Source organism: Flavobacterium sp. ACN2 (assembly GCF_002303885.1).
Lineage (GTDB): Bacteria > Bacteroidota > Bacteroidia > Flavobacteriales > Flavobacteriaceae > Flavobacterium.
Genome location: NZ_MRCM01000004.1, coordinates 69,483 through 94,301 on the forward strand (window position 1 = coordinate 69,483; position 24,819 = coordinate 94,301).

The window sequence follows — 24,819 nt, forward strand, 5'->3', positions numbered from 1 at the left end:
TCCAATATAAAAAATCCCAAATTCCAATTTCAAAGATTGGGTTTGGGATTTTTTGCTTTTTATTGTAAATTGTCTGAGTAAAACAAATTATATGCTATTTCCTTTTCTTGTAAGCCTTGTCGGGTTGTTTTTTTTACTTGCCAATGCGATACGGTTTTACATGACGTGCAAAAACAGAGATGTATTGTATCGTATTGTAACCACTTATTTGGTGCTGCTGTTTTGTGTAGAATTGCTTTGCAATATCATCGGATTCCTTTATCCGAATTCTAATTTCTTCCTTTCACACTATTATTTTAATTTCCAGTTTATCACACTTAATCTCTTTTTCTATAAAAGTTTTTCAAACCAGAAATTAAAGCAGGTTATGATAATGGTATTCTTTTCGGTGCTGCTTTTTTTAGGATATCAATATTATAGCAAGCCTTCGCTTTATTGGGGATTTAATTTAGTAGAAATAGCCCTAACGTCTATTCCGCTGTTGTGTTATGCGGTTTATTTTATTGTTTCAAATTTAAAAAACCATAAGCATAATTATTTCTATTTCTGTAATGGGTTAATTATCTACGTAACAAGTAGTGCGGGTATTTTTCTATCAGGAAATACCGAATCGGTAATTTTTACAGAACCGTTTGTGCTTGATTTCTGGTTTTTCAATTCGCTCTTTTATATCCTTTATCAATTTTTGATTTATAAAGAATGGAAAGCTTTAAACTTTAGAAGAACAGCAAAGAAAAAATTCCAATAAAAAAATCCCAAATTCCAAGTTTGCAATTGGGATTCGGGATTGTTGTTTCTTTTTATTTGACAGATCTTTTGTCTAGATCTTTGAATATCTTTTTTAAAGCTCCTTTCATTAATTTATCTGATGTTTTATAGAACTCTACATTATCAATAAACTTGTTTGATTTTTCGGTAGACCACATCGGTTCGGTTTTTGTTTTTTGAGAAATGCCGACCACATTTTGAGAATAGATGATTTCTTGAGAGTTTAGATCGTAAATTTCAACAAGTACGGCGGCTTCGTTTTTTCCTACTTCGTCATCGGATTGATAGAGTTCAATATATGAGAAATCACTTTTGCGTTTTGTAGTTGAGATATTGATAAAAAAATCAAAACCGGTTCCGTCTTTTAATTCTTTTAGTTTGGTTTTATTAGGATTTAAATGAATCTTTCGGCTAATTAATAGTCCGTTAACATCATTTATATAAAACAAACGGTCTCCCAAATTCTTTTTAAAAAACGCTAAAGATTCTTCAGTTAATTTGTCTTTGGATTTTTTTGGACAATCTAATTCATTCATCAACCATCTTCCTGAGGTAAAATTAACACCGGATCTTGGTCCAGATGTAAACATATAAGTTGGCGTTTTGCAAGATGCCAGGATCAGAGTCAAGAAAATAAAAAAGAATGGTTTTGCGTTCTTCATAAACTATTTTTGGTTGTGTCAAATGTAGTTTAAAAGATAGTTTTCAGACTATAAAAAACGATTTATTTTTAAGGTTTTACTTTCAAAAATAAAAATCCCAAATTCCAATGTAAACTTGGAATTTGGGATTTTAATATTGTGAGTTTGTAAAGTTTGAAATTTGGAATTTCAAAAAATTGGAATTTAAATTTTAAAACTCCGAGTTGTTTTTAAAAACTTCTTGATTCACTTCATCTATATAAGATAATAGTTCTTCTTTTCCGGTAGATTCTGTAGATGAGGTTACAAAATATTGAGGCATTTCGGCCCAGTTGTTGGCAAACATCTGTTTTTTGTAAGCTGCAATATGAGAATCTATTTTCGTTTTGCTAATTTTATCTGCTTTAGTAAAAATAATGCAGAACGGAATTTCGCTTTCGCCCATATAAGACATAAATTCGATATCTATTTTTTGAGCTTCGTGGCGAATGTCAATTAAAACAAAAGCACAAACCAGTTGTTCTCTGTTTTCAAAATAATCAGTAATAAATTGCTGAAAAACTGATTTTGTTTTCTTAGAAACTTTAGCGTAACCATAACCAGGCAAATCGACCAAAAACCAATTGTTATTGATTTTGAAATGATTTATTAATTGTGTTTTTCCTGGTTTTCCAGATGTTTTGGCTAAGTTTTTATTGTTGGTAAGCATATTAATCAAAGATGACTTACCTACGTTTGATCTTCCTATAAAAGCATATTCTGGCAAAAAATCCTTTGGACATTTTGATGCATCAGAATTGCTGACAATAAATTCGGCGGTGTTAATTTTCATGTTCTTTCGTTTTAAAACCTCCTAAAAAAAATAAATTTTGACGGCTAAAAATTCTTTTCAGTAAGCCATTTTTCAAGAATTTCATTAAATTCCTGAGGGTGTTCCATCATCGCTGCGTGTCCGCATTTGTCAATCCAGTATAAAGTTGAATTTGGTAACAATTTATCAAATTCTTCAGCTACATTTGGAGGAGTTACAGAGTCATTTCGACCCCAAATAATACAAGTTTCAACGTCCATTTTTGGCAAATCTTTAGCCATATTATGGCGAATGGCACTCTTTGCAATGGTTAAAGTTTTGATTAATTTGATGCGGTCATTAGCTGTAGCGTAAACTTCATCAATCAAATCGGGAGTTGCAATTTTTGGGTCATAAAATACAGCTTCAGCTTTTGTTTTGATGTATTCGTAATCGCCTCTTCTTGGATAGCTATCTCCCATTGCGCTTTCGTAAAGTCCAGAACTTCCAGTAATTACAAGTCCGGCAACTTTCTCAGGATAAAGTTTTGTATGGTACAAAGCAATATGCCCTCCAAGAGAATTTCCTAGAAGAATAACTTTGTCAAACCCTTTGTAAGTGATAAAGTCTTTTACGTATTTCGCAAAACTTTTTACGTTCGTTTTTAAAATGCTTTGGGTGTATATTGGCAAATCTGGGATAACAACTTTATATCCTTTCGTTGGGAAATATTGTGCTACACCATCAAAGTTACTTAGACCTCCCATTAAACCATGCAGAATAACGATCGGAGTTCCTTCTCCAGCTTCGAAATAGCTGTATTTGCCTTCTTTTTTATAGTGTTTGTCCATCTAATCTAATGCCAATTTCAATTTCGACAAATATAGGGTTAATTCAACAAAAATGAATTTTTGATGCCATTTTTTAACTAGATAATTTCAGTAGAATATGTAAAATGTTAAAAATCAGTAATTAAGATGATATTTGTTAAAATACGTAAATGTTAAGAAATGTGCATTATAATCAATTTTTTAAGAAAATTAGCGCATTATTTTTTTGAATGAATAACGTATTTAAGAATCTGTTAATTAATAGTTAAAGTATTGATTAAATGCAGGTTATGGAAAGTGGTAGCAAAGTGGTTAAACTTATTAACAAAGTGGTATAAAGTGGTAATATGTGGTAATATTTTTTATATTTTTGCTGTATAACATGTTAACTAGTTTTTTTTGAACACAATTGTTGGAACATATGAATGTAAAGTCGATGCTAAAGGGAGGCTAATGATGCCTGCACCTTTAAAAAAGCAGTTGACGGCTTCTCTTCAAGACGGATTCGTTTTGAAGCGTTCTGTTTTTCAGCCGTGTTTAGAATTGTATCCTATGGTAGAATGGGATGCGATGATGAAAAAAATCAACAAGCTTAATCGCTTTGTAAAAAAGAACAACGATTTCATTAGAAGGTTTACTGCTGGTGTTAAAGTGGTTGAGGTTGATGCATTAGGAAGATTGCTTGTTCCAAAAGATTTGGTAACGTTTGCAAGTATTTCTAAAGATGTGGTTTTTTCATCTGCGGTTAATATTGTTGAGATTTGGGACAAAGATTTATACGAGAAATCAATTAGTGGCGAAGATATGGATTTTGCAGATCTAGCCGAAGAAGTAATGGGAAATATTAATGACGACGAAGATGGAATATCATAATCCGGTTTTGCTTCATCCAACAGTAGATGGTTTAAATATTAAACCTGATGGTGTGTATGTAGATGTTACGTTTGGAGGCGGTGGTCATTCAAAAGAGATTTTAAAAAGATTAGGGCCAAACGGAAGGCTGTTTGCATTTGACCAAGACGAAGATGCGCTTGCCAATGCACTGCCAGACGAAAGGTTCACTTTGATAAACGAAAATTTTAGGTTCATAAAAAGGTTTTTACGTTTTCACGGAGTAAAAGCAGTAGATGGAATCTTGGCAGATTTGGGAGTTTCATCACATCAGTTTGATGTTCCAGAAAGAGGTTTTTCTACCCGATTTGATGCCGAACTAGATATGCGGATGAGTCAAAAGAATGATTTGAATGCTTATCGAGTGGTTAACGAATATGAAGAACAGGATTTACGTCGTGTTTTTTTTGATTATGGGGAGTTGAAAAATGCACCGGTTTTGGCTAGAACAATTGTTGAGGCAAGAAAAGATTACCCAATCAAAACGACTGAAGAATTGAAAGATGTTCTGAAAAAGTTTTTGCCAGAGAAAGTTCGAAACAAAGTTTTGGCTCAGATATACCAGGCAATTCGAATCGAGGTAAATCAGGAAATGGATGTTCTAAAAGAATTTATTGAGCAGTCGTTGGAAGTTTTAAAACCAGGAGGAAGATTTTCGGTAATCTCGTATCATTCTTTAGAAGATCGTTTGGTAAAGAGGTTTATTAAAAACGGAATGTTTGAAGGAGAGCCAGAAAGAGATTTTTACGGAAATTTTTCAGTTCCATTCAAAACTATCGGAAAACTGATTGTTCCAGACAACGAAGAAATCAAAATTAATAATAGAGCAAGAAGTGCCAAATTAAGAGTCGCAGAAAAGCTATAATATATATTAAGGTAGGAAATAATGAAAAGTGGTGTATTTAGCATATTAAAAGCAAGATTCCTGATTCATGAAGATGCAGTAAAAAATTGGCGATTTATCGTTTTTATAATTCTGCTGGCCATTTTGATGATTGCCAATACACAGCGATACGAACAAAAGGTTTTTGAAATCGCGAAATTAAATAATGAAGTAAAAGAACTAAGATCTGAATTTGTAGATCGCCGTTCAGAATTGATGAAGTTAAAAATGGAGTCAACTATCTCGGATAAAATGTTAGAAAAACAAATTTTTCCGTCGACGGTTCCTCCAGTGAAAATAGAAGTTAAAAAAGAAGAAGAAAAAAGTTTCTTTAAAAGAATATGGCAGTAGACGATAAACATATATCCTACAGAATTTACCTCGTAGCAGTTTTCATCTTTTTGATGGCAATTGCTATTGTCGTTAAATTAACCAATATTCAGTGGGTTGATGGAGATTATTACAGAAAACTGGCGAAACAGCGTACCGTTAGAAATTTTGTAATTCCTGCCAATAAAGGAAATATTTATTCTGCTGATGGAAGTTTATTGGCAACATCTATCCCGAATTATGAAATTCGTTTTGATGCAAAAGCGCCAAAAAAAGAAACATTCGAAAAGTATGTAAAACAATTGTCAGATTCTCTAGCAACTGTTTTAGATAAGCCAAGTGGCTATTTTCAAAAAGAATTAAGAAAAGCACGAGAGAATAAAAACCGTTATTATTTGATTGCCCGCAATTTGAGTTATACGGAATATGTAAAAATTAAAGGGTTTCCATTATTCAATTTAGGTGCTTTCAAAGGTGGAATTATTGTTGAGCAAGAAACTGTTAGAAAACATCCAATAGGTAAAATTGCAGAAAGAACAATTGGCTACGACCGTATTGATCCAGCAACTGGAATAGAAGTAGGAAAAGGAATTGAATGGGCTTTTAAAAGCTATTTGAACGGAAAAGATGGTAAAATTCTAAAGCAAAAAATTGCAAAAGGACAATGGAAACCAATTCGTGATGTAAACGAAGTGGATCCAATTGACGGTTACGATGTGATTTCGACTATAGATGTTTTCATTCAAGATATCGCACACCACGCTTTGTTGAAACAATTGGAAGATTACGAAGCAGATCACGGTTGTGTGGTAGTAATGGAAACAGAAACAGGATATATAAAAGCGATTTCAAATTTAGGAAGAGCAGAAGATGGTTCTTATTACGAAACAACCAATTATGCAGTTGCTGAATCTCACGAACCTGGATCGACTTTTAAATTAGTTGATTTAATGGCGATTTTAGAAGATAAGGTGGCTGATACAAGTACAGTTTACGATAGTCATGGCGGAGAAATTAGATATTATGGAAGAGCTGTTCGTGATTCGCATAGAGGTGGTTACGGGAAAGTTACTTTGGCACGCGGATTTGAGCTTTCGTCCAATACCGTAATGGTTCAGGCAGTCTACGAAAATTACAAAAGCAACCCTTCTAAATTTGTAAATCATATCAATAATTTAGGCTTAAATAAACCATTGGGATTGCATTTTAAAGGAGAAGGAAGGCCTTATATTCCGCAGCCTGGAGACAAACATTGGTCGGGAACTACGCTTCCTTGGATGGCTTTTGGATATAACGTTTCGGTTACGCCAATGCAGACTTTAACTTTGTATAATGCGGTTGCAAACAATGGGGTAATGGTAAAACCGCAATTTGTATCAGAAATTAAAGAATGGAACAAAACCATTAAAAAGTTTGATACAGAAGTAATGAATCCAAAGGTTTGTTCACCAGAGACACTTAAAAAAGTAAAAGCAGTTTTGGCGAATGTGGTGAAAAAAGGAACAGGTTCTAAGTTGTATTCGAAAGATTTTTCAATGGCAGGAAAAACGGGAACAGCTATGGTGAATTATGGCAACGCAGGAAGAGAAGGAATGTATTATGCATCTTCTTTTGCGGGCTATTTTCCAGCTGATCATCCAAAGTATTCTTGTATTGTAGTAGTTCATAAACCTAATACGTCTAGAAATAATTACTATGGAGCAGATGTTGCCGGACCGGTTTTTAAGAGAATTGCGCAAAAGATTTTTACCGATGCGCCTTCGACAAATAAAATCAAAAAATTAGATTCTAGAATTCCGAAGCAGGATGCTAGTTATGATAAATATACGGCTGAAGCTAATAAAAAGCTTAACCAGATTCCGAATTTAAAAGGAATGCCAGGAATGGACGCGATTGCTTTACTAGAAAATTTAGGTTTGAAAGTAAAAGTAAATGGAATGGGGAAAGTAAAGAATCAATCGATTCAAGCGGGAACCAGTATAAGTAAAAACACAACAATTTTATTAGAATTATCGTGAACGTATTAAAAGACATATTATATAAAGTAGCTATTGAATCTGTAAAAGGTTCAACAGATATTGCTATTCAGAAAATCGAATTTGATTCTCGTAAAGTAGAAGCAAATGATATTTTTGTAGCAATTCGCGGTTCACTTTCAGATGGACACGATTATATCGAAAAAGCAATTCAGCTTGGGGCAAAAGCTATTATTTGTGATACGCTTCCTGAAAATGCGGCTACTGACGTAACTTATGTTAAGGTTAAAGATACGAACACCGCTTTGGCTTTTATGGCGGCTAATTATTTTGAAGATCCGTCTGCAAAACTAAAATTAGTTGGTGTAACAGGAACAAATGGAAAAACGACTATTGCGTCCTTATTGTTTCAGTTGTTTCAAAAAGCAGGCTTTAAGGTTGGTTTATTGTCAACGGTAAAAATTGTAGTAGATCAAACAGAATATCCAGCAACGCATACAACACCAGATTCTTTAACTATAAATCATTATTTAAATGAAATGGTTGAAGCTGGCGTTACACATTGTTTTATGGAAGTAAGTTCGCATGGAATTCACCAGAAACGTACAGAAGCTTTGCATTTTGTGGGCGGAATTTTTACGAATCTTTCTCATGATCACTTAGATTATCATCCAACATTTGCTGAATATAGAGATGTTAAAAAGTCATTTTTTGATTCTCTTCCAAAATCAGCTTTTGTTATATCGAATATTGATGACAAAAACGGATCGGTAATGCTTCAGAATACAGTGGCTAAAAAACTGACTTACGCTTTAAAATCTTATGCAGATTATAGAGCGCAGATTTTAGAAAGCCAATTGTCTGGATTATTGTTGAAAATCAATGATAATGAAGTTTGGGTAAAACTGATTGGTACATTCAACGCATACAATGTTTTAGCGATTTATGGAACCGCAGTAGAGCTAGGAATTGATAGTCTTGAAGCGTTACGTTTACTATCTGATTTAGAAAGTGTTTCGGGTCGTTTTCAGTATATCGTATCAGATGGCGGAATTACTGCTGTTGTAGATTACGCACATACGCCAGATGCCTTAGAAAATGTTTTAAAAACGATAAATGATATTCGCACTAAAAACGAACAGCTAATTACTGTAGTAGGCTGTGGAGGAAATCGTGATAAAACAAAACGTCCAATAATGGCAAAGATTGCTTCAGATTTAAGCGATAAAGCGGTTTTGACTTCAGATAATCCAAGAAACGAAGATCCGGAAGTTATTTTGGATGAAATGGAGCAGGGAGTTGAGCCTCACAACTATAAAAAAATGCTGCGAATTACAGATAGAAAACAGGCAATTAAAACGGCTTGTCAATTTGCTCAGCCTAAAGATATCATTTTAATTGCAGGAAAAGGGCATGAAACCTATCAAGAAATAAATGGTGTTCGCCATCATTTTGATGATATGGAAACGGTAAAAGAGATTTTAGAACAACTAAATAAATAACAAAAAGGAAATTTCAAATTCCAAATCCCAATAAAATTTGGATTTTGGGTTTTAAAAAATTGGAATTTAATTCGAGATTGGAATTTAAAAAAATAAGAAAATATGCTGTACTACTTATTCGAATATTTTGATAAAACATTGGACGTTCCTGGAACAGGGGTTTTCCAGTACATCACATTTAGATCAGCTTTGGCATTTATGCTTTCGTTGCTTCTGTCGACTATTTATGGTAAAAGAGTAATTAACTTTTTACGCCGTCAGCAAGTTGGGGAAACAGTACGTGAGCTTGGTCTTGCAGGTCAGAATGAAAAAGCTGGTACGCCAACAATGGGAGGGTTAATTATCATTTTTGCAACCTTAGTTCCGGTTTTGTTATTTGCAAGATTGCATAACATTTATATCGTTTTGCTGATTGTAACAACATTGTGGATGGGAACAATTGGTTTTGTTGATGATTATATCAAGATATTCAAAAAAGACAAACAAGGCTTAAAAGGTATTTTTAAAGTAATTGGTCAAGTTGGTCTTGGAATTATAGTAGGAGCGGTTCTTTATTTTAATCCTGCTGTTACGGTAAGAACAGATACTGGACGTACAGATATTTTTAAAACAGCGGGAAACACAACAGTTGTATTGCCAGCGCCTATTGAAGAAAAATCTACAGCAACGACAATTCCTTTTGTAAAAAATAATGAATTTGATTATGCTGAAGTATTGTCTTTTATGGGAGATGGATATGAGAAATGGGCTTGGTTGATTTTTATTCCAGTAGTGATTTTTATTATTACAGCGGTTTCAAATGGGGCTAATTTAACAGATGGGATCGACGGACTGGCCGCAGGAACCTCTGCAATATCCGTCCTCGCACTCGGGATTTTTACGTTCGTTTCTGGTAATATCATTTTTTCAAATTATCTGAATATTATGTACATCCCCAATTCGGGAGAAATGACGGTCTTTATTTCAGCTTTTGTGGGTGCGCTTATTGGTTTTCTTTGGTACAATTCTTATCCAGCTTCTGTATTTATGGGAGATACGGGAAGTTTGACTATTGGAGGGATTATCGCAGTTTTAGCCATTGCAGTTCGTAAAGAAATATTGATTGTTTTATTCTGTGGAATTTTCTTAGCAGAAAGTGCTTCAGTAATTATTCAGGTAACTTATTTTAAATATACGAAGAAGCGTTTCGGAGAAGGACGAAGAATTTTCCTGATGTCGCCTTTGCATCATCATTATCAGAAAAAAGGATACCACGAAAGTAAAATCGTAACCCGTTTCTGGATTGTTGCTGTAATGTTAGCCATTTTATCAATCATCACTTTAAAACTGAGATAAATGAGGCTAGTAGTTTTAGGAGGAGGAGAAAGCGGTGTAGGAACCGCAATCCTCGGTAAGAAACAGGGATATGATGTTTTTGTATCCGATTTTGGAAAAATAAAAGAGAGTTACAAAGAAGTTCTTATCATTAATAAAATAGCCTGGGAAGAAGAGCAGCATACAGAAGATTTAATTCTAAATGCAGATGTGGTAATGAAAAGCCCAGGAATTCCTGACAAGTCTCCGATAGTAAAAAAGTTGGTTGCGGCAGGAGTGAAAGTTATTTCTGAAATTGAATTTGCGATTCCTTACACGGAAGCAATGACTATCGGGATTACAGGAAGTAATGGTAAAACAACCACAACAATGCTGACCCATCACCTGTTGAAATATGCAGGATTAAATGTCGGATTGGGAGGGAATATTGGAAAGAGCTTCGCCTGGCAGGTGGCCGAGAATAAATTTGATGCCTACGTTCTTGAATTAAGCAGTTTTCAGTTAGACGGAATAATAAATTACAGACCCGATATTGCAATAATAACCAATATAAGTCCAGACCATTTAGATCGATACGAATATAAATATGAAAATTATATCAATTCGAAGTTCCGAATAACGATGAACCAGACTGAAAGTGATTATCTGATTTACGATGCAGATGATGAAGCAAGTACAAAATGGTTGCAGCAAAACAAAACAAAAGCAAAATTAATTCCTTTTTCATTGACGAAAAAATTTGATGAAGGGGCTTCTATAAATAACAACAAAATGGAAATAAAGATCAACCAAGAAGAGTTTACAATGGATACAGAACACATTGCGTTAGAAGGAAAACATAATATGAAAAACGCCATGGCAGCAAGCTCTGTAGCTAAATTGATGCAAATTAGAAATGCAACGATTCGTGAAAGTCTATCTAATTTCCAAGGTGTTGAACACCGTTTAGAAAAAGTATTAAAAATACAGAACGTTCAATATATCAACGATTCAAAAGCAACAAATGTAAACGCTACTTTCTTTGCTTTGGATAGTATGAATTCACCAACAGTATGGATTGTTGGAGGTGTTGATAAAGGAAACGATTACAACGAATTAATGTCGTTAGTACGCGAAAAAGTAAAAGCAATTATCTGTCTTGGAATCGATAACCGTAAAATTATTGATGCTTTTGGAAACGTTGTTGATATTATGGTTGAAGTAAATAATATGAATGATGCAGTAAAAACTGCGCAAAGATTAACAGAAAAAGGCGACGTGGTTTTATTGTCTCCAGCCTGCGCAAGTTTCGATTTATTCGAAAACTACGAAGACAGAGGAAAACAATTTAAGCAAGCGGTACACAACTTGTAGAAAATAGTTTAAAGTTTCAAGTTTCAGGTTTCAAGTTAGACACCTGAAACTTGAAACCTGAAACAAAAGAAACTTGAAACAAAACAACAATGAAGGAGCTAGTAAACAAACTAAAAGGAGATAGGGTAATATGGTCATTTGTGGCCTTATTGGCGTTGTTTTCGTTTATGCCTGTTTTTAGTGCAAGTAGTAATTTGGCTTATATTGGGCACGGAACAGGAAATACATTAGGATATTTAGTAAAACATCTGGCGCATATCTGTATTGGATTCTTAATTATTTACTGGGTGCATAGAGTGCCGTATCACTATTTTAGAGCGATTTCGAAGATTGCGCTTCCAGTGGTTTGGATTTTACTGCTTTATACGCTTTTAAAAGGAACTGTTATCGCTGGTGCAAACGCTAGCCGTTGGATTCAGGTTCCCTTTATCGGAATTACGTTTCAGACATCAACATTAGCATCTATTGTATTGTTTATTTATGTAGCGCGCTATTTGTCTAAGACTAAAGAAGAAAATGAGCCATTTCAGACCTCGTTGATTCAGCTTTGGGTTCCAGTATTTATCACATTAGTATTAATTCTTCCAGCAAACTTTTCGACTACGGCGTTAATTTTTGCAATGGTTTTGATGCTGACATTTATTGGTAAATATCCATTAAAATATATTGCTTTTATCATTGGTTCAGGAGTTGCGATGTTAGCATTTTTCCTTTTAGTGGCAAAAGCTTTTCCAGACTCAAGATTCTTTAGCAGGGTTTCAACTTGGGAAAGTCGTATTACGAATTTTACAACAGACAAACCAGACGAAGATGACTATCAGATTGAGAAAGCAAAAATTGCAATTGCATCTGGGAAATTAGGAGGGTTAGGTCCAGGGAAAAGTGTTCAGAAGAACTTTTTGCCACAATCTTCTTCCGATTTTATTTATGCCATTATTGTAGAAGAATACGGTTTGGTTGGAGGAGTTTCAATTGTTATTCTCTATTTGTTGTTATTGTTCCGATTTGTAATTGCTTCGCATAAAGCTCCAACGGTGTTTGGGAAATTAGTTGTCGTTGGTGTTGGGTTTCCGATGATATTTCAAGCGATGATTAATATGGCGGTTGCGGTAGAATTGTTGCCAGTTACAGGGCAGACACTTCCGTTGATAAGTAGCGGGGGAAGTTCGATTTGGATGACCTGTCTTGGACTTGGAATTATCATTAGTGTAACAAGAAAAGAAGAAGAAATTGCTGAGGATAAATTGGAGAGAGAAAAACGAAAAGAAGCCTTACAGCGATTGATAGATAAAGAAATGGCAGAAGAGGATTTGCCAGCAGATGAAATATATGAAGAAGAGGCAATGTATTCGATAGAAGACAATTCAAGAAATCCGATGAATGCGGTTTTAAACAAATAAGATTAAAATATAAAAATTTTTTAAAAAGTTGTAATTTTTAGACAGATGACAAAGTATAAATTCATACTTAGCGGAGGAGGAACAGGAGGACATATCTATCCTGCGATTGCAATTGCAAATGAATTAAAATTACAATTTCCTGATGCAGAATTTCTTTTTGTAGGTGCTAGAGATAAAATGGAAATGCAGAAAGTGCCTCAGGCAGGTTATGAAATAAAAGGTCTTTGGATTGCTGGTTTACAGCGAAAATTGACATTACAAAATTTAATGTTTCCTCTTAAACTGGCAAGCAGTTTATTGGAATCAAAAAGAATAATTAAAAAGTTTAAGCCCAATGTGGTAATCGGTACGGGTGGTTTTGCCAGCGGACCTTTATTGCAAGCGGCAGGTTCGGCAGGAATTCCAACAGTGGTTCAGGAGCAGAATTCTTATCCAGGAATTACAAACAAATTGTTGAGCAAGAAAGCCAATGCAATTTGTGTGGCTTATGAAAATTTAGAGCGTTTTTTTCCAAAAGAAAAAATTGTTTTAACAGGGAATCCGGTTCGTCAGGATTTAATTGACATTGAAAGCAAACGTGAAGAAGCAATTGCTTTTTATGGCTTAGATCCGAATAAGAAAACATTACTGGTTTTAGGAGGAAGTTTAGGAGCAAGAAGAATCAATCAGTTAATTGAGAAGGAACTGCAAAATTTCCTTTCGCAAGATGTTCAGGTAATCTGGCAATGTGGAAAATTATATTTTGAAGATTATAAAAAATACAATCAGCCAAATGTAAAAGTGGTCGATTTTATTGAAAGAATGGATTTTGTTTACGCAGCATCGGATGTCATAATTTCACGTGCAGGTGCTTCATCAGTGTCAGAATTGTGCATTGTAGGGAAACCAGTGATTTTTATTCCGTCACCTAATGTAGCTGAGGATCATCAGACTAAAAATGCACAAGCGATTGTTGATGCTAAAGGTGCGATTTTGTTGAAAGAATCTGAGCTTGACAGTCAGTTTAGCATTGTTTTTGAAGCGCTGCTGAAAGATTCTGGAAAACAAAAACAATTAAGTGATAACATTAAAAAATTGGCAAAACCAAGAGCTACACAAGATATTGTGGCTGAAATTGTCAAGTTAATTAGATAAGCTGTAAGCTATAGGCAATCAGCTTTAAGCTTGAGAATGCTATCTAAAACGTAATATAGATTAAAAGGATAAAAGAGGATTAGAAAATAAAGACAAAAGTTATAGGCTTACAGCCTAAAGCTTACGGCATAAAGCAAAAAAAAAATGAATTTAAATCAAATACAAAACGTTTATTTTATTGGTATCGGAGGAATCGGAATGAGTGCTCTGGCTCGTTATTTCAAGTTTATTGGAAAACAAGTTTCAGGTTACGACAAAACGCCTTCTATGCTAACTAATGAATTGATTGAGAGTGGTATTGATATTCATTTTGAAGATGATATAAGCTTAATTCCAAAAGATTATTATTTGGAGAATACGTTGGTGATATATACGCCAGCGGTTCCAAAAACACATTCAGAATGGAATTATTTTATTGAAAGACATTACCAGGTTAAAAAAAGAGCTGAAGTTCTTGGAATCATAAGTAAAGATACTTTTTGTTTTGCAGTTGCAGGAACGCATGGAAAAACAACGACTTCTAGTATTTTGGGGCATATTTTGTTTCAAAGCGGTGCTGATGTAACTGCTTTCATTGGTGGAATTGTAGAGAATTATAATTCAAATTTAATCGGAAGCGGAAAAACGGTAACGGTGGTAGAAGCAGATGAATTTGACAGATCATTTTTGCATTTGCGTCCAGACATCGCTTGTGTGACTTCTATGGATGCGGATCACTTGGATATTTATGGAACTAGTGATGCAATTGAGGCTTCTTTTAGAGAGTTTGCTTCAAAAGTAGAAGATAAAAATAATCTCTTCATTACAAAAGAGTTGCCTTTAGAGGGAGTTCAATGTGCTGTAAATGAAGATGCTGTTTATAAGGCTTTTAATGTTCGCATTGAAGATGGGGCTTATGTTTTTGATGTGCAGACGCCATCAGAAATTATGAAAGATTTGCGTTTTGGATTGCCTGGAAGACACAATTTAATGAATGGATTGATGGCTATTGCGATGGCTAAGACTTTCGGCACCCCGACCGATTCTATTGCAAAAGCCATTGCTTCATTCAACGGAATTAGAAGACGTTTTTCATATCAAATTAAGAGTGAAAATTTAGTATATATTGATGATTATGCACATCATCCAACAGAAATAAATGCTGTTCATCAAGCAGTTAGAGAGTTGTATCCAGGACGTAAAGTTTTGGCAATTTTCCAGCCGCATTTGTTTAGCAGAACAAGAGACTTTGTCGACGGATTTGCAGCAAGTTTATCGCAGTTTGATGAAGTGTTTTTGATGGATATTTACCCTGCTAGAGAGCTTCCGATGGAAGGAGTAACTTCTGAGTGGCTTTTGGGTAAAATGACAAATTCGAACAAAAAGATTGTTACAAAAGAAGATTTATTAGGTGAAATTAAAGCCAGTGATGCACCTATTATTGTAACAATTGGAGCTGGTGATCTGGGAGAGATGGTTCCGTCAATTAAAAAGGTTTTAAATGAAAATATTTAATTGGGCAAATATTAGATTAGTACTTATTTTCGGACTGGTTTTGTTTCTATATTCTTTCGCTAAGCACCGAAATGGCGATCGAAAATTGAAAAAATCAGTAGTCGTTTTTGTAGGAGAAAATACGCTTTTTGTGAAGCCAGAGACGGTTAATAAATTGTTGATAGAAAATAGAAGAGATGCTTCCAGTATTAGAAAAGATGAACTAGATTTGAATAAGATAGAGAAAACCATCGATACGCAAGAGATGATTGAGAAGTCAAACGTTTTTGTAAGTATTGATGGAGTTCTAAAAGCAGTAGTAAAACAGAAGACGCCCATAGCAAGAGTTTATGACGGCGCTGCTTCTTTTTATATTGACTATGAGGGAAATAAAATGCACTTATCGGACAATTTCACTGCGCGAGTTCCTCTTGTTTCAGGGGCAATAAATGAAAAAAATAACGAAGATTTAGCAGCTTTATTTCGCACAATTTATGACGATGCGTTTTTGAAAAAAAACATCATTGCTGTAGAGATTATGCCGAATGGAAGCTTAAAAATGTTTAATCGTAACTATGATTACTTCATAGATTTTGGAAGAACGATGAATGTTGATAAGAAATTTAGAAACTATAAAGCCTTTTTTCAAAAAGCAGTTTTAGATAGTTCGTTATACAAATACAAAAAAATTGACCTTAGGTTTACGGAACAAGTAGTTTGCACTAAATAATAGAAAATGGAAAAAGATAATATTGCAGTAGGTCTAGATATTGGAACAACCAAAATCGTTGCCATGATTGGCAAAAAAAATGAATATGGTAAGTTGGAGATTTTGGGCATTGGTAAATCCAAAAGTTTGGGTGTTGCCAGAGGAGTAGTAAACAACATTACGCAGACGATTCAATCGATACAGCAGGCGATAGTCGAAGCAGAAAATAATTCAGGATACAAAATTAAAGATGTGGTTGTGGGTATTGCCGGACAGCACATCAGAAGTATTCAGCATACAGATTACATCAGCAGAAATAATCCAGAAGAAGTAATTGGCGAAAAAGATATTCAGCTTCTAATCGATCAGGTAAACAAACTGGCGATGTTACCGGGAGAAGAAATTATTCACGTTTTGCCACAAGAGTTCAAAATTGACGGACAGTCTGAAATTAAAGAGCCAATCGGAATGTATGGCGGAAGATTAGAATCTAGTTTTCACGTTGTAGTTGGACAGGCATCTTCTATCAGAAATGTTGGTAGATGTATTCAGAGTTCAGGAATAGAATTGTCTGGATTGACATTAGAACCATTAGCTTCTGCAGATGCTGTTTTGAGTCAGGAAGAAAAAGAAGCTGGTGTTGCGCTTATCGATATTGGTGGTGGAACAACAGATTTAGCTATTTTCAAAGACGGTATCATTCGCCATACGGCTGTAATTCCTTTTGGTGGAAATGTAATTACAGATGATATCAAAGAAGGCTGTTCAATCATCGAAAAACAAGCTGAACTTTTAAAAATAAAATTCGGATCTGCTTGGCCAGGCGAAAATAAAGATAACGAGATTGTTTCTATTCCAGGTTTGAGAGGAAGAGAACCAAAAGAGATTTCGCTTAAAAACTTATCTAAAATTATTCACGCAAGAGTGGTGGAAATTGTAGAGCAAGTTTTTGCAGAAATTAAAGCATACGGACACGAAGATCCTCGTAAAAAGCTAATCGCTGGAATTGTATTAACAGGTGGTGGTGCACAATTAAAGCACATTAAGCAGCTGGTAGAATATATTACAGGAATGGATACGAGAATTGGTTATCCGAACGAGCATTTGGCAGGAAACTCTGGAGAAGAAATCTCTAGCCCGTTATATGCAACTGCAGTAGGATTGGTAATGAACAGTATCGAAAACAGTTCGCAAAGCGCTGTTAGAATGGAAATGGTAAAAGAGCAACCAAAAATTGTTTATAGAACCGCTCCGCCAGTACAGCGATACGAAGTAGAAGAAAACTACGTTGAAAGAGTAGAAACCATTGATGATCCTGAAGAAGTTGTAAGTCAGAAGGTGCCTAAAAATGAATCTACTGAAACCAAAATAAGAAGATCATTTTTTGATCGATATGTCGACAAAATCAAAGAATTTTTAGACAACGCAGAATAATAAAAAGAGAAGGATTATTTCTTGCCCCAAGTCAAGAAGTAAAAAATGTACTTAATAAGAATTTCAAAAAACCAAAAAGATGATGAGCAACTCAGAATTTGGAAGTATTTCATTTGATTTACCAAAAAATCAATCAAATGTAATCAAAGTAATAGGTGTAGGTGGAGGCGGAAGTAACGCAATTAACCACATGTTTAAACAAGGTATTAAAGGCGTAGATTTTATCGTTTGTAATACCGATTCGCAAGCGCTTCAAAATAGTTCAGTACCCAATAAAATTCAGTTAGGAGTTAATTTAACTGAAGGGCTAGGAGCTGGAGCAAATCCAGACGTTGGACAACAGTCTGCAATTGAAAGTATTTCTGATATTGAAAAGATGTTGGACCGCGGTACTAAGATGGTATTCATTACTGCTGGTATGGGTGGAGGAACTGGAACTGGTGCAGCTCCGGTAATTGCGCAATTAGCAAAAGAAAGAGAAATATTGACAGTTGGTATCGTGACCATTCCGTTTCAGTTTGAAGGGAAAGTGCGTCAGGAGCAAGCTATTATTGGAATTGAGAAATTGCGCAAGCAAGTCGATTCTTTAATTGTAATCAACAATAATAAATTAAGAGAAGTATACGGAAATCTAGGTTTTAAAGCTGGATTCTCGAAAGCGGATGAAGTTTTGGCAACAGCCTCTAGAGGTATTGCCGAAGTAATTACGCACCACTATACTCAGAATATCGATTTACGTGACGCTAAAACTGTTTTGGCCAACAGTGGGACTGCTATAATGGGGTCTTCTGTAGCTGAAGGCGAAAACAGAGCTAAAGATGCTATCGTTTCGGCTTTGGATTCTCCATTGTTGAATGATAATAAAATTACAGGTGCCAAAAACGTATTGTTGCTTATCGTTTCTGGAACTAATGAGATTACTCTGGACGAAATCGGAGAAATCAACGATCATATCCAAGATGAAGCTGGTTACAACGCAAACATTATCATGGGAGTTGGTGAAGACGAAAGTCTTGGCGAAGCTATTGCAGTAACTATTATTGCAACAGGTTTTGATGTAGAACAACAAAATGAAATTGTAAATACAGAACCAAAGAAAATCATTCACACGTTAGAAGATGAGCAAAGAAGTGTTCATAATCTAACCAATAAACCGCTTGCATCTTTTGATTTAACTGTGGATACACCAACAGCAAAAGTGGAAGATAAAGTAGTGTTTGATTTAATTGATGATGACGAAACTTTTACTCCTACTCCAGTTCAAGCTGTTGCTCCAGCTATCAATCAGGAAGAGTTAGTGGTTATGTCTGAGTTTATCAAAAATCTTGATGTAACTTTCGAAATTGTTTCGCCAATTACCGATATCGATTTTACAATCTCTGCTCCTGAAACACCAGTAGCAAGAGAAGTGCAACAGCCACCAGTACAACAGCAGCCGGTGCAACAGCAAAGAGTATTTGAAAGAGAAGAGCAAACTACTTTTTCTTTTGATCTTCCTTTGTTCAAGCAAGAGCCTATAAAAAGAGAACCAGTTGTTGAAGATAACAGAGTTTTGTTTGAATTGACAAATGAAACTCGTGATATTAAAGTAAACGATCCAGTACAATTTGTTCCTGTAACTGAAGTTTCAGACAACGGAATCATTAAATATTCTCTAGAAGAATATATGGAAGTTGAAAACGATTTATTGGCTTCTAAACCAGTTGAAAAAGTAGTTGAAGAAACCATCCCAGAGGAATTAAACATCACGTTGAAACCAAGACCAGATTTTGCTAGTCAACCTGATTTGGCTACAACTTCTGAAGTTTCTCCTTTAGAATTAACTATTGAAGAAACATTGCGTTTAAGAGCTGAAGAAAGAAGAAAGAAACTAAAAGAATTTAATTATAAATTCCATAACAATGTTTCTAGAATTGATGAGTTGGAAAAAGAACCAGCTTACAAAAGATTAGGAATAGATTTGTCTAATTCACAATCTAACAATACAAATTCTAGAATTTCTGTTGGAACAGATAGTAACAACGATTTGCAATTACGTTCAAACAATTCATTTTTGCACGATAACGTAGATTAATTTTAGAATCATAATATTTGGTAACCCGAAAATTGGATTTAATTTTCGGGTTATTTTTTTTATCTTCGCACAGAATTTCAAAATTTGACTTCCTAAATAGGTTTTTAAAGTGAATCTTATGGTCACCCTGAGCGAAGTCGAAGGGCCAAATTAATATATCAATTAATAAGCTTTGGCTTATTTTAAATAAAACATAAACATGAGTTTACAAACAAAAATTATGGACGAAATCAAAACGGCCATGAAAGCAAAAGATACAGTAGCATTAGAATCTTTAAGAGCAATTAAATCGGAATTGTTATTGGCTTCAACAGCTTCTGGATCTAAAGAAGATTTATCTGAAGATGATGAAATTAAATTGCTTCAGAGATTGGTTAAAACTCGTAAAGAAAGCGCAAGAATCTTTACAGAGCAAAACCGTCCAGATTTAGCAGAACCAGAATTGGCTCAAGTTGCTGTAATCGAGAAGTTTTTACCAGCTCAATTAAGCGAAGAAGAAGTAGAAGCTGTAATAGCAAAAATTATTGCTGAAACAGGAGCTTCTGGAATCGCTTCAATGGGTAAAGTAATGGGATTAGCATCTGCTCAATTAGGAGGAACTGCTGAAGGAAAAACCATCTCTACAATTGTAAAGAAATTACTTTCGTAAATAATAATTTTAGATTTTAGACTGTAGATTTTAGATTCCAATCAGTAATCTATAATCTATAATCTAAAATCATAAATAAACTGACCTCGTAGTTCAACTGGATAGAATATCAGATTTCGGCTCTGAGGGTTGGGGGTTCGAACCCCTCCGGGGTCACTAAAAAAAAGCCTGAGAATATTGTTCTCAGGCTTTTTTTATTTAAAAATACATTATGCCTTAAATATTTGTTCCCTGAGCCAAGAGTCTTTATTTGAAGGGACATCATAGACCCAAAAGCATGACAAAAGAAGAATCTATTAAAGAAGATTATTTTAGAATAAACAAAAGTATAGATTATTTTGAAGATAAATTAAAATTTCAGAATAACAGACATATTGAGCGTATCTTAAATAATTTATGGGCTCATAATCATAATTCTTAATAGTTTTAAGCATTATTTCCATGTAGTTTTTACTCGTTAAATCGCTGGCTTTGTTAGTTTGTTTTTGCGAGTAAGCACCAAAACAAACCATCAGTAAAGTATACAACAAATACTTCTTCATCAAAATTTATCTTAAAATTACGAGTTCGTCTTCGCCTTCTGGAATGTACAGATAGTATTTTAAAAAATCATACATCATACCGTCTCCTTCACCAAATTTTGCTCATAATGCTGATTTACCTCTCATTTTTGCTTCCTGGCTTCTAAGCTCTAAACAAACTATTCTGCCATTACCATAAAGTTTAAGCTCATAGTCTTCTAATGGTTGAAGTTTATAATCCTTAATTGTAAAAGCTTCTATTTAAGATTCTAATTTTCTAGTAATTTCCATTATTCGAAAACCATAAAGGTTTCATCTAAATTTCTATCCGTTTTGTAATGAACATCTTTTAATACTATAGATTCATTTTGTAATTTAGTATCAATTTTATATAAATTATTATCCGAACATAAATAGTAAAAAAAACTATTAACATAATTAACCTTACCAACTATTTTTCTGTTTGAAAAATATTTTCTTTTAGTTAATTTACCATTATTTTTATTTATTAATAATATATAATGTTCTGTATTAGCAACTAAATCATCAAAATTTGTTTCTATTGCTTCTAGATATTCTTCATTTGGGATTAAAAAATGTTTATTTCCCAAAACTTCTTCATCACTTTTGGGGAATTCTATTTTACAAACTCTTATTTGCCATTTTTTAGTTCCGGATAATTTATCTAAACAAACTATTTCATCACGTCCATAAAAAACATTGTTTTCATCTATTACTAAATTATTCGTAATGTAAAGTTTTTTCTCTGGGGTATATTGCCATTGAACATCTTTTTCATCCATACATAAGACAATTCCATGTTCATCAACTGAATAAAAAAACTTTTCATCTTTTATAACTTCATTATAAATAGAATTTTGGGAATCTACATACATAATTCCTTTTCCTGTATGTGGATCGATTATAGAAACATTACTAGCTAAACTTACTGCAAGAAAATTTTTATAAATAATTGGAGAACTTTGTATCGGAAAAGGATACTGATTAGTCCAATTCGTTTTCTTTGTTTTGATGTCTATTGACTTTAATTCACCATGACTGTTTGCAAAAATTATTGATTTACCAAAAACAATAGGATATTGATAAAATAATAGAAAATCAACATCTGAAAAGTCATACCCATAGTAAGATTGATCAGGTGAAACTTTATCATTATATTCCCAATTTATTTTTCCCGATACTTTATTGAGTTCAATAATTCTTCCATCACAATATGTTCTATAAATAACGCTGTCTAGGATTGTAAAGTATGTGATTTCATCAGTGTCTTTATTACCTGATATTTTCCAGTTCAATTTTTCTTTTTTAAGATTAATACTGTACATATCTCCATTACTAGTTGATAAATAAAGCGTATTATATTTCCTTTCATTGTTGTGACAAGAAATAAAGAATAAAAACAAAAAAAAATAATTTTTAATCGATGTCATTTTTATGTGGATTTAATTCATAATCAAAAGGAATTCTCTGTGAAAGATTTTCAACATACCAATTTTCTGGATCGAAAGAGTATCTAACAAAATCATATGCTATTCTTAATGGCATTTCAATATTACTTAAATTTTCATTTTTCCTGTTAAAACCAGATACCATACAAGTAACTCTTGCTATTTCAACTCTATCCGGATCAGTATTTAATAAAGGAGCAACATAGCATTTTCCTATTTTTAAGCTTGCTTCATACTTTTTAAGTAACTTTATAACGGGTGCACCATAGTGCCTTACTATTGCATATTGACATTCTGTATCAGTTGGAAAATCTTCTGCAACTTTTAATTTAGAAAAATCAACTTTTCTTAATTCTTCCAACTCTTCTTTGAAATCATCCTCAACTTCACCATCGTGAATATATAATAAACTGTCAAGAGGATATTTTGGTGGTTGAAGCACTACAATAGTATCTGGAGAATTTTTAAAAGAATGTTTATCATTATCTTTTGGTATAATTTGGTCATTATCTCTTTCCTCAGTAGTAAATTTATAAACAATGTCTCGCCAAAGATCGTGTATGTGCCCTGGAATATGCTTAAAACCAATGTAATTTGCAAAACAGAATATACAAACACTAAAAACACAAAATACTGTAAGTTTGTTCTTATGTCTTTTGAAAAAAGTTTCTTTCTTATTCATCAAAATTTATCTTATTATTACTAATTCGTCTTCGCCTTCTGGAATGTAAAGGTAGAATTTAAAAAAATCAGCCATCACACCATCTCCTTCGTCAAACTCGGCCCATAACGCCGATTCTCCTCTTAAATTATTGTCTAGACTTTCTATTTCTAAACAAACAATTTTCCCATCTCCGTAAAGTTTAAGTTTATAATTTTCTAAGGGCTGTATTTGATAATTAGGAATAGTAAAAGGATCTAAATACAAGTCTAAAATTTGTTGCAACTCTTTTTTATTAAAATATAAACTCTGACGAGTTTCTTTTTCTCTTAAATCTAAATATGAGAAGTATTCTTCTAGTTTTTTCTCTTTTAGCAGTGTCAACTGATTTTTATAAAAATCGACCACTTTTTGTTCCAGTTTTTCGGGATTCCATTGTCGCAAATCCTGACCTTTCTCTAAACTATTAAATTCGTAAGGAACTTTTGCTTCAAAAGTAAAACTGGCTTCATAATAGGTTTTTCCTGTTGCTATAAATTCTTTCTCCTCATACGCATTACTATTTGCGACGGTTTTCGTGACATAATCTGCAATTTTTTTTTCCGTTTGGTCTCGTTTTTTATTATCGGATTCTGATATTTCGATTTTCATATCGGTCTGTCCCGTTAATGTATGATGATCAAAATCTTTACCTTTACTTGCCGGGTATAATCGAAAAGTCACTTTTTGCAAACCACTCTTAAAAATATAATTGTTTATCCTTAGTGTTTGCCCATCGGCAACTTCTGTAAAATTCTTGTTAAGAGGTATATCATTTACCAGTATTTCTGAATAACAGCTGTTTTGTACATAAGTCAGAAAATATACTGGTTCGTACTCATAATGCTTAATAGTTTTAAGCATGGTTTCTACATAATTTGTACTGGTTAAATTGCTAGTTATAGAAGTATTTTTTTGCGAACAAGCACCAAAATAAATCATCAATGAAGTATACAACAAATATTTCGTCATAAACCTACCTTAAAATTTCTAATTCGTCTTTACCTTCTGGAATATATAGGTAGTATTGTAAAAAATCTGCCATTATCCCGTCTCCTTCATCAAGTTTTGCCCATAAAGCAGATTCGCCTCTTAGATGATTGTTCAAGCTTTCTATTTCTAAACAAACAATTCTACCATCTCCATAAATTTTAAGTTTATAATTTTCTAAAGGTTGCATTTGATAATTTGGAATAGTAAATGCTTCTAAATATGAATCAAGCACGTCTTGTAAATCCTTTCTATTGTAAAATAAACTCTGACAAGTTTCTTTTTCTTTTATTTCTAAATAAGAAAAATATTCCTCAATTTTTTTGTTTTCTAGAAGAACCAATTGATTTTTATAAAAATCAACCACTTTCTTTTCAAGTTTTTCTGAATCCCATTTTCTTAAATCCTGCCCTTTATCAAGGCTGGAAAATTCGTACGGTACTTTTGCTTCAAAGGTAAAACTGGCTTCAAAATAAGTTTTCCCTGTAGCTGCAAATTTCTTTATTGCACCATTCTCATTGACTCCATCTATAGTCGGAGTTAGATAAGAAGTTATTTCTTTTCCTTTCTTATTTTTATTAATATTGTCTGATTCACTTATACTAATCTTCATATCAGTCTCGTCTGTAAATTTTTTTAAATCAAAGTCTTTACCTTTAATTGCCGGATATAATCGAAAAGTTACTTTTTGCAAACCACTCTTAAAAATATAATTATTGATTTCCATTGTTTCGCCATCTCCAAGCTCTGTAAAATTCTTATGCACAGGTATATCATTTACCAATATTTCAGAATAACAGACGTTTTGGACATATGTCAGAAAATATACAGGTTCGTAATCATAGTGCTTAACAGTTCGAAGCATTGTTTCTATGTAATTTTTGCTGGTTAAATTGCTCATTTTTTCTGATTTGAGGTTATTGTTTTGCTTGCAAGAGGGAAATATAAAAAGGGCGACTAAAATAATTAAAATTATATTTTTCATGTG

The 24,819-nt window shown here is 33.5% G+C and carries 23 protein-coding genes and 1 tRNA gene; 17 read left to right on the forward strand and 7 right to left on the reverse strand.

What is annotated here, in order from left to right; translation table 11 throughout:
* Positions 1 to 91: 91 nt before the first annotated feature.
* Positions 92 to 748, forward strand: a complete 657-nt coding sequence (locus tag BSF41_RS23595) for a hypothetical protein (RefSeq protein ID WP_141248120.1) — start codon at positions 92 to 94, stop codon at positions 746 to 748.
* Between the two features lie 52 nt (positions 749 to 800).
* Here BSF41_RS23595 and BSF41_RS05820 read toward each other — a convergent pair whose 3' ends face one another.
* The 3 genes from BSF41_RS05820 to BSF41_RS05830 form a co-directional block, all read right to left on the reverse strand.
* Positions 801 to 1,430, reverse strand: coding sequence for a hypothetical protein (locus tag BSF41_RS05820; protein ID WP_095928580.1), 630 nt, complete (start codon positions 1,428 to 1,430; stop codon positions 801 to 803).
* Between the two features lie 190 nt (positions 1,431 to 1,620).
* Positions 1,621 to 2,241, reverse strand: a complete 621-nt coding sequence (gene yihA, locus BSF41_RS05825; RefSeq protein WP_095928581.1) for a ribosome biogenesis GTP-binding protein YihA/YsxC — start codon at positions 2,239 to 2,241, stop codon at positions 1,621 to 1,623.
* A 44-nt stretch (positions 2,242 to 2,285) separates the two neighbouring features.
* Positions 2,286 to 3,050: an alpha/beta fold hydrolase gene (locus BSF41_RS05830; RefSeq protein ID WP_095928582.1), complete on the reverse strand. Its 765-nt coding sequence runs from the start codon at positions 3,048 to 3,050 to the stop codon at positions 2,286 to 2,288.
* A 378-nt stretch (positions 3,051 to 3,428) separates the two neighbouring features.
* On the opposite strand from BSF41_RS05830, the gene BSF41_RS05835 reads away from it, so the two are divergent.
* From BSF41_RS05835 to BSF41_RS23695, 16 genes are all read left to right on the forward strand, one after another.
* Positions 3,429 to 3,902 (forward strand): division/cell wall cluster transcriptional repressor MraZ, encoded by a 474-nt coding sequence (locus tag BSF41_RS05835; protein ID WP_035691746.1) that lies wholly within the window; start codon positions 3,429 to 3,431, stop codon positions 3,900 to 3,902.
* Positions 3,877 to 4,785, forward strand: a complete 909-nt coding sequence (rsmH, locus tag BSF41_RS05840) for a 16S rRNA (cytosine(1402)-N(4))-methyltransferase RsmH (RefSeq protein WP_172426853.1) — start codon at positions 3,877 to 3,879, stop codon at positions 4,783 to 4,785. The genes BSF41_RS05835 and rsmH overlap by 26 nt, the downstream gene beginning before the upstream one ends.
* A 21-nt stretch (positions 4,786 to 4,806) precedes the next feature.
* Entirely contained in the window at positions 4,807 to 5,154 is a 348-nt protein-coding gene (locus BSF41_RS05845; protein WP_008467159.1) for an FtsL-like putative cell division protein, read from the forward strand.
* On the forward strand, positions 5,145 to 7,151 hold the full coding sequence (locus BSF41_RS05850; RefSeq protein ID WP_095928583.1) for a penicillin-binding protein: 2,007 nt from the start codon (positions 5,145 to 5,147) through the stop codon (positions 7,149 to 7,151). Before BSF41_RS05845 ends, BSF41_RS05850 begins: the two co-directional genes overlap by 10 nt.
* Positions 7,148 to 8,611: a UDP-N-acetylmuramoyl-L-alanyl-D-glutamate--2,6-diaminopimelate ligase gene (locus tag BSF41_RS05855; protein WP_095928584.1), complete on the forward strand. Its 1,464-nt coding sequence runs from the start codon at positions 7,148 to 7,150 to the stop codon at positions 8,609 to 8,611. Before BSF41_RS05850 ends, BSF41_RS05855 begins: the two co-directional genes overlap by 4 nt.
* A gap of 102 nt (positions 8,612 to 8,713) precedes the next feature.
* Complete coding sequence (gene mraY / locus BSF41_RS05860; protein WP_095928585.1) at positions 8,714 to 9,946, forward strand: phospho-N-acetylmuramoyl-pentapeptide-transferase; 1,233 nt, start codon at positions 8,714 to 8,716, stop codon at positions 9,944 to 9,946.
* A complete protein-coding gene (gene murD, locus BSF41_RS05865) occupies positions 9,947 to 11,278 on the forward strand; it encodes a UDP-N-acetylmuramoyl-L-alanine--D-glutamate ligase (RefSeq protein WP_095928586.1) in 1,332 nt (443 codons plus the stop codon).
* Between the two features lie 89 nt (positions 11,279 to 11,367).
* Positions 11,368 to 12,678, forward strand: a complete 1,311-nt coding sequence (locus tag BSF41_RS05870) for an FtsW/RodA/SpoVE family cell cycle protein (RefSeq protein WP_095928587.1) — start codon at positions 11,368 to 11,370, stop codon at positions 12,676 to 12,678.
* A 45-nt stretch (positions 12,679 to 12,723) separates the two neighbouring features.
* A complete protein-coding gene (murG, locus tag BSF41_RS05875; protein WP_095928588.1) occupies positions 12,724 to 13,812 on the forward strand; it encodes an undecaprenyldiphospho-muramoylpentapeptide beta-N-acetylglucosaminyltransferase in 1,089 nt (362 codons plus the stop codon).
* A gap of 144 nt (positions 13,813 to 13,956) precedes the next feature.
* The gene (murC, locus tag BSF41_RS05880; protein WP_095928589.1) at positions 13,957 to 15,306 is read left to right on the forward strand and encodes a UDP-N-acetylmuramate--L-alanine ligase; all 1,350 of its coding nucleotides are present in this window, start codon (positions 13,957 to 13,959) and stop codon (positions 15,304 to 15,306) included.
* A complete protein-coding gene (locus BSF41_RS05885) occupies positions 15,293 to 16,015 on the forward strand; it encodes a cell division protein FtsQ/DivIB (RefSeq protein WP_095928590.1) in 723 nt (240 codons plus the stop codon). The genes murC and BSF41_RS05885 overlap by 14 nt, the downstream gene beginning before the upstream one ends.
* Before the next feature lie 6 nt (positions 16,016 to 16,021).
* Positions 16,022 to 17,428, forward strand: a complete 1,407-nt coding sequence (ftsA, locus tag BSF41_RS05890; protein WP_095928591.1) for a cell division protein FtsA — start codon at positions 16,022 to 16,024, stop codon at positions 17,426 to 17,428.
* 79 nt (positions 17,429 to 17,507) lie between these two features.
* Positions 17,508 to 19,502, forward strand: a complete 1,995-nt coding sequence (gene ftsZ, locus BSF41_RS05895) for a cell division protein FtsZ (protein WP_095928592.1) — start codon at positions 17,508 to 17,510, stop codon at positions 19,500 to 19,502.
* 199 nt (positions 19,503 to 19,701) lie between these two features.
* Complete coding sequence (locus tag BSF41_RS05900) at positions 19,702 to 20,151, forward strand: GatB/YqeY domain-containing protein (RefSeq protein WP_095928593.1); 450 nt, start codon at positions 19,702 to 19,704, stop codon at positions 20,149 to 20,151.
* Between the two features lie 82 nt (positions 20,152 to 20,233).
* Positions 20,234 to 20,307, forward strand: a tRNA-Arg gene (locus tag BSF41_RS05905).
* Positions 20,308 to 20,428: 121 nt separating this feature from the next.
* A complete protein-coding gene (locus BSF41_RS23695) occupies positions 20,429 to 20,572 on the forward strand; it encodes a hypothetical protein (protein WP_172426854.1) in 144 nt (47 codons plus the stop codon).
* Positions 20,573 to 20,962: 390 nt separating this feature from the next.
* Here BSF41_RS23695 and BSF41_RS05910 read toward each other — a convergent pair whose 3' ends face one another.
* The 4 genes from BSF41_RS05910 to BSF41_RS05925 are packed head-to-tail and all read right to left on the reverse strand — an operon-like array spanning position 20,963 to position 24,816.
* Complete coding sequence (locus tag BSF41_RS05910; RefSeq protein ID WP_095928594.1) at positions 20,963 to 22,123, reverse strand: PQQ-binding-like beta-propeller repeat protein; 1,161 nt, start codon at positions 22,121 to 22,123, stop codon at positions 20,963 to 20,965.
* Positions 22,110 to 22,823: a hypothetical protein gene (locus BSF41_RS05915; protein ID WP_095928595.1), complete on the reverse strand. Its 714-nt coding sequence runs from the start codon at positions 22,821 to 22,823 to the stop codon at positions 22,110 to 22,112. The genes BSF41_RS05910 and BSF41_RS05915 overlap by 14 nt, the downstream gene beginning before the upstream one ends.
* Before the next feature lie 6 nt (positions 22,824 to 22,829).
* A complete protein-coding gene (locus BSF41_RS05920) occupies positions 22,830 to 23,813 on the reverse strand; it encodes a hypothetical protein (protein ID WP_141248121.1) in 984 nt (327 codons plus the stop codon).
* 4 nt (positions 23,814 to 23,817) lie between these two features.
* The gene (locus BSF41_RS05925) at positions 23,818 to 24,816 is read right to left on the reverse strand and encodes a hypothetical protein (RefSeq protein WP_141248122.1); all 999 of its coding nucleotides are present in this window, start codon (positions 24,814 to 24,816) and stop codon (positions 23,818 to 23,820) included.
* Between the last annotated feature and the right edge of the window lie 3 nt (positions 24,817 to 24,819).